This window comes from Halorientalis persicus (assembly GCF_900110215.1).
In the GTDB taxonomy this organism is placed as follows: Archaea; Halobacteriota; Halobacteria; order Halobacteriales; family Haloarculaceae; genus Halorientalis; species Halorientalis persica.
Genome location: NZ_FOCX01000074.1, coordinates 1 through 6,293 on the forward strand (window position 1 = coordinate 1; position 6,293 = coordinate 6,293).

The window sequence follows — 6,293 nt, forward strand, 5'->3', positions numbered from 1 at the left end:
TGGTCGATATAGCTGCAGATTTCCTCAGAGACTGCAGATCGCGAGTCCGCAGTAGACATGCTGTTCGAACGGCACGACTTCACGACGGTTAATTCTTATCGCATAGCTGGCCTAAGATCGCGTAAAATTAACGCTACGTGGGAAAATACGTTTCAAATGGTTTTGATTGATCTGCTGCTTCCAGTTCTCTAAACACACCTTCTAACCGGTGCTTCTCTGCCATCTCAGCTACTTTTCTGGATCGTACGCTGGCTCTCCGTCTTCCAGTCTTGGTCAGGTGCAACACAGCCGAGCGCTTGATACAACGCGCGTATCGGTCACTGGACATCTCCCTTCGGGTAAGAACAGGCAATCGGCGGGGCCAACGCTCACGCTTGACCGAGTGCAGAGAAGGGGTATCGTCTTCAGTACCGCGATTCATGTGAATACAGCAATATTACTGGTCGGGCTCGATTCGTGACAGCCGCATCGCGTTCCCGGTGACGCCGAGACTCATCCCCATGTCGCCGACGACGACAGCGACGGCGACGCTGACGAGCCCAATCGGCACGCCGACGGCAAGCAGCGCCTTCACGCCGAGGCTCGTCCAGATGTTCTGCCGGATGACCCCGTTGGCCGTGTGCGACAGTTCGTAGAGATACGGCAGTTTCCCGACATCGTCGCCCATCAGCGCGATGTCGGCGGTCTCGAGTGCGGTGTCGGTGCCGGCGGCTCCCATCGCGATGCCGACCTCCGCGGTCGCCAGCGCGGGCGCGTCGTTGATACCGTCGCCAACCATCGCCACCTCACCATACTCCGCCTGTAACTCCTCGACAGCGTCGACCTTGTCCTCGGGGAGGAGTTCGGCGCGGTACTCGTCGACGCCGACTTGCTCGGCGATGGCGCGGGCGGTGCCCTCGTTGTCGCCGGTCAGCATCACTACGCGCTCGACGCCCAGCTCGTGCAGGCGTTCGACGGCCCGCTTCGAGGCCGGGCGCACCTCGTCGGCGATGGCGATCGCACCCAGCAACTCCGACTCCGTCCCGACGAGGACGACCGTCTTGCCCTCACGCTCCAGTGAGGCGAGCGCGTCCTCGGCGAACGCCCCGTCGTCGGCCGAACTCGCGTCTTCCGCCACAACGCCGCCGTCCGTCTCGCGGCGTGCCCGAGAGAGATCGAAGCCCAACTCCTCGAAGAGCGCCGGCTTGCCCGCGTAGTACGTCTCGCCGTCGATCTCCCCGCGGATGCCCTTCCCGGTGAGGCTCTCGAAGCCAGTCGGGTCGGGGAAATCGCCCACGCTCGCCTCCTCAGCGCGGGCGAGAATAGCTGCGGCGATGGGGTGTTCGCTCCGACGTTCCAACCCGGCTGCGCGACGGAGCAGATCGCCCTCCGTGGTATCACCGACCGGAACGACGTCGGTGACGGCGAGTTCGCCCTTCGTGAGCGTCCCGGTCTTGTCGAGGGCGACGGCGTCGACCTCGCCCATCGCTTCGAGGTAGTTGCCGCCCTTGATCAGGACGCCGTTCTTCGCGGCACTAGTGATTCCTGACACCACCGAGACGGGTGTGGAGATGACGAACGCGCACGGGCAGGCGATCACCAGCAACGTGAGCCCGCGGATGAACCACGTCTGCCAGTCGCCGGCGAAGGTGAACCCGTACCCGGCCACGTCCACCGACACGGGATCGGCGATGACCAACGGTGGAATGGCGGCGGTCAGGATTGCCAGCACGACCACGACCGGCGTGTAGTAGCCCGAGAAGCGGTCAACGAACTGTTCTTTGTCGGTCTTCTTCGCCTGTGCGCCCTGCACCATCTCGATGATGCGCGAGAGCGTCGAGTCGCCCGCCGTCGACGTCACCTCAACCTCGAGGTACCCCTCTTCGTTGATCGCGCCGGCGTACACCTCGTCGCCGGCAGTCTTGTCGACGGGGACGCTCTCGCCCGTGATCGGCGACTGGTCGACTGCACTCTCGCCTTCGGTGACCGTCCCGTCGAGCGGAATCTTGTCGCCGGGGCGGACGACGACGGTCTCGCCAACGTCGACCTCCTCGGCGGGAACAGTCACTTCCTCACCGTCGCGCACGACGGTGGCCTCGTCGGGCGACAGCTCCATCAGCTCGCGCAGGGAGTCCCGCGCCCTGTCCATCGCGTAGTCCTCGAGCAGCTCGGCGATGCTGAACAGGACGGCCAGCGTCGCCGCCTCGACGAAGTAGCCGATACCGGTCGCCGCGATGATCGCCGTCCCCATCAGCAGGTCGATGTCGAGGCTTCGGTTCTTCGCGGAGTAGTACCCGCTGCGGACGACGGGGATGCCGCTGGCGGCGACAGCGCCGAGGAACAGGACGTCGGCGATGTGGAGCGAGTAGTCGAGGACGCTCGCCACCGTGACGTTCTGTCCGATGAGGAGGAATTCGAAGAGGAGGCCGAGCGTGACGAACGCCGCGCCGAGCCACGTCTTCTTCGCGCGGGGACTCGTCCAGACCTCCGACGGTGGCGCGATGTCGGTGCCACCGGCCGCATCCTCTGGCTCATCGTCGTCAGAATCCGACCCTCTGACAACCTCGTAGCCGGCGCCTTCGATTGCGTCGACCACATCGGCCTCGCTGATGCGGTCTGGGTCGTACGTGACGTTGGCCGTACCGGTGGTCGGCTGGAGCGTGGCGTCAACGACGCCGTCGACGCGCTGGAGGCTCTTGTCGACTTTCTGGGCGCAGGACGGACAGTCCATCTCGGGGACGACGAGGTGGGCGGTCAGCTCCCGTCGCTGCCCGCCTCCGCTCGTCTCCCCCGCTGCGTCCGGATTCTCTGTCATCACGTCACGGTAGGGGCGTCAGTTCGATAAGCCTTTGTTGGAATATTCCAAATCGAAGGTCAGCGTGTTGCCGAGGGATCTTCGGGCAACCGTTCGTCGGCGACGTGCTGCTTCGCCAAGTGTTCCTCCGCCCGGCGGAGTCGGTAGGTGAGCGTCGACCGCGGCACGTCGAGATGCTCGGCCAGTTCGCCGACGTCGACTTCGCGTGGGGACTCGTAGTACCCGTGTTCGACGGCTGCCCGGAGTGCGGCTTCCTGCTCCGGCGACAGACCACTTTGTGTCTCGTCGCTTCCCCCCACCGACGCAGTCGTGTCCGCGGTTCGGAGCATCTCCATCCGGGCGCAGTCCCCGACGGCGACTTCGAGGGCGTCGAAGAACGCGGCCACGTCGCCCTCTCCGGAGTGGATGAGTCGCCACGTGTAGTGGCGGCCCTCGTGACGGGTCTCGAACAACACGCTCTCGCCGAGATGGTCGCGGGCGATGTGGGGGACGGACGCGCAGGAGGGGGTGCGCTCCCAGTCGGAGTACAGGACGAGCGTGTCGTCCGTGCGGTCGAGGACGCGGGTGGTCTGTGTGGCGCCGCAGTCTTCGGTAGCCAGACAGTCGGCGTAGTAGTCGCTGGTGAGAAAGGCGTCCTCGATGGCGTCGAGTGCGTCCGGAGTGCCGGTCGCGTGGTCGACTCGCCAGAGCTGCTCCGCAGTGGCATGCAGCGAGAGCGAGCGGACGCGGGCGTCGGGGTGGTCGGCGAGGGCGTCCGCCACCCGGTTGCACCCCGGCTCGTATTCCAGGGCGAAGACGAGTTCGCGCATACCCACGCGTAGAGGGCGGCTGAATATAACACGTGGGCTCGGTGCTGCCATCGTGTCGACTGGAGTCAGATCACGTCGTCGGGGTCGTGTTTCTCCTGCATTCGCTGGGCCTCGGCGGCGTACTGCTCCTGCAGATCGGCGTCGTTGACCGAGCCGAGATTGTCCGGGTCGGCGTCGACGGCGGCCGTCGTGTCGCGGACGTCGGTGAAGGAAGTGAGCGCCCGTTCTTTCCGGAAGTATCGTTCACCGTCCGGGGTCGCGTAGGTGAGGATGATGAGGTTCTGCTCGTCGTCGGAGTACGTCCGCTCGACGAGCCAGACGCGGACACCGTTCGAGTCGGAATCGCTGGGCATAGCTGCTCGTTTTCTTTCGAGTCGGAAATGGATAGTGTTGGAAACGTAGTTGCAGGTGGCCCGGTTGCAGGCTGATCTCTACTGCTGGGATTGCAGGTGTTGTCGCAAGCATCAAAAGCGGCGAATAGCGACGGGAGGATGGGCTTGCGCCGATAGAGGGGGAAATCATGCAATTGTAGCGTTCTACTTCCGGAACTATGGGTTGATTGAGTGAGAGACCGAACGCCCAGTCGATCGCCCACATCCAAATTCACAGAGGGTTGAGCACCCAGAAGGCGATAACTGCAACGTAGAGAACGTAAATCCCGTCCAGAACGGCCACTTGCCACCGTCTGAAGCCATGTTCGGCAGTGCCGAAGTGGAGAAGAGTCGCATAGGCCGCGGGCATCATAGCAACGAAGACGAGGTTCACCCAGTAGAGCTGGAAGTTCTCGACCGGAACCGTGGCGAGTGCAAGTGGGACGAACGCGACGGTCATTGTGACGGCGTGGTCGCCGAGGACACTGGTCGTTCCAGCCGTGACCTGTCCGCTTCTCACGACGCTCCACGTTGCAAAGATTTCCGGTGATGCCGCAACGAGAGCAGTGATGAATAGCCCGCCGAGGAGATTCGAGATGCCGAATGCCGCGGCGATGTTCTCGGTTGCACGCACCGCATGATACGTCCCGCCCGCGAGCACGGCGAGGCCAGCGACGGCGAGCCTGATCTCTCGCATCTCCCACGAGACGTCTTGACCCTCCTCTCGCCCGCGAAACACGGCCTGTCCGATGAAGGCGAGATACGCAAGTGCCATCACGCCAGCATCGACTGGCTGGAGGCCGCGCCACGGTGCCGGGAGCGTCAGGACGGCAACCAGAACCAGTATCCCCAGATACGAAAGTGCCAGTACGGTGGCGGCCTCTCGATCAACTTGCAGAAAGTTCTCACGGAGGTGTCCATGGTGTTCCTCTGCCGTGTGATGGTGAGAGAGGGCGGACGCGTCTGGCTGTGAGTCTCCAGATTCATCAACGTCCTCTGCCACGTGGGTTCGGGAAGCGAAGTAGGCGGTGGTCACCATCACCGGAATCGCGACGATGTTCGAGCCGAACATCACCCCAAGCCCAATGTCCGAGACGCCACGTGCTGCGCTTACGACGTTAATCCCGATTTCGGGACTGGCCGCTGCAAGTCCGACGACTGCACCGCCAGCCGCCGCAGTAATCCCCCACTGGCGACGGAGTTTCTGCAGTGGTTTCGCGAACCGCTCGGCTCCCCAGTGAGCCGCGAAGACGCCAACGATGAGGGCGACGGCCCAGATCCACACGGTCAACTGAACCACGGTCGTTATTGACTCCGCCCCGAACATTGAAATTAGTGCAGCCAAAGCGGTCTACTCTAGGGGACTGGTAATCGAATCGCAGTTCTACTGACTGGCTGATTCATCGAGATGACGTCCGGAAAGCGGCGGAGATCCGGGTAATGTACAGAACCATGAACCGGTAGAGACAGCAGAGTAACTCATCGATCCTTATGAAACGTTTTCCGTGACAAACCCCTTCACGCGGGTATGTCCACGACTGTTTCAACACCTGACGTAGACGAGACGTGCGTGTACTGTGAATCGCGAATCTTCGATCATGACCCCATCTGTGTCCGTGATTGTGACGACGACTGTGGGTCGCCGCTGTACTTCTGTAACTACGCCTGTCTCTCAGCGTATATGGATGAAAACGATCTCACAACTGGCGATGCGTGCGAGTGGAACCCCGACGAAAACGGTTGTTGCTAATCAGCCCCGGCGGTAGATTTGCATCTACACTGAGCACTCGGGTTTTGCACACACGCAGCTGAATGTGACGTTGGCCGATCACTGAGCCTTCCTCGTACCCCTGGCCGGGTTGGGCCGTCGTCGTAATCGTGGTGGCAGCCGGGTCCGGCGACTCTCGCGAGCGGCGGAAATTGCACACAGCGTTTCCGGTGGACGTGTGCAGAACGAGGATCAAGAAAATATCGACGCGCAACCGGCATCAGTCGCACCGAAACCGGGTCCAACGCGATTCACGCCGATGCGGCCGACTCTGACCCTTCGCCACGAGGGAGGCCGAACTCAACTTCGATTCGGACCGTGTCGTAGGGGACATACGGCTTCTTCGCGCGCCCGTCCTCTTCGAAGTGGATGATATCGTACTCGGCCAGCAGGTGGAGATCGTCGTGAACGTCGTGAACGTCGCGGTCGAGGTGGTCAGCCAGCGCGCGGATGCTCTCGGGTGGCTGTTCCATCACCTCCTCAAGCAGTTCCATCCGCCGGTCAGTGAGCAGCTGGCGGAGCCGCGCCCGGTCTTCGAAGTTGACGACGTG

6 protein-coding genes are annotated in these 6,293 nt (G+C 62.7%); 1 reads left to right on the top strand and 5 read right to left on the bottom strand.

Annotated features, from left to right (window positions below):
• Positions 1-436: 436 nt before the first annotated feature.
• The 4 genes from BMX17_RS24340 to BMX17_RS24355 all read right to left on the bottom strand — a co-directional run bounded on the left by BMX17_RS24340 (position 437) and on the right by BMX17_RS24355 (position 5,301).
• Complete coding sequence (locus BMX17_RS24340) at positions 437-2,794, bottom strand: heavy metal translocating P-type ATPase (RefSeq protein ID WP_170845564.1); 2,358 nt, start codon at positions 2,792-2,794, stop codon at positions 437-439.
• Between the two features lie 59 nt (positions 2,795-2,853).
• Positions 2,854-3,603, bottom strand: a complete 750-nt coding sequence (locus BMX17_RS24345; RefSeq protein ID WP_092665108.1) for a helix-turn-helix domain-containing protein — start codon at positions 3,601-3,603, stop codon at positions 2,854-2,856.
• A gap of 65 nt (positions 3,604-3,668) precedes the next feature.
• Complete coding sequence (locus BMX17_RS24350) at positions 3,669-3,956, bottom strand: DUF7967 family protein (RefSeq protein WP_092665110.1); 288 nt, start codon at positions 3,954-3,956, stop codon at positions 3,669-3,671.
• 250 nt (positions 3,957-4,206) lie between these two features.
• Complete coding sequence (locus tag BMX17_RS24355) at positions 4,207-5,301, bottom strand: sodium:calcium antiporter (RefSeq protein WP_211611484.1); 1,095 nt, start codon at positions 5,299-5,301, stop codon at positions 4,207-4,209.
• Positions 5,302-5,502: 201 nt separating this feature from the next.
• Between BMX17_RS24355 and BMX17_RS27185 the strand changes: the two genes are divergently transcribed.
• Entirely contained in the window at positions 5,503-5,724 is a 222-nt protein-coding gene (locus BMX17_RS27185) for a hypothetical protein (RefSeq protein ID WP_092665113.1), read from the top strand.
• 269 nt (positions 5,725-5,993) lie between these two features.
• Here BMX17_RS27185 and BMX17_RS24365 read toward each other — a convergent pair.
• The coding region (locus BMX17_RS24365) for an HVO_A0114 family putative DNA-binding protein (protein ID WP_211611486.1) at positions 5,994-6,293 on the bottom strand (300 nt) is incomplete at its 5' end.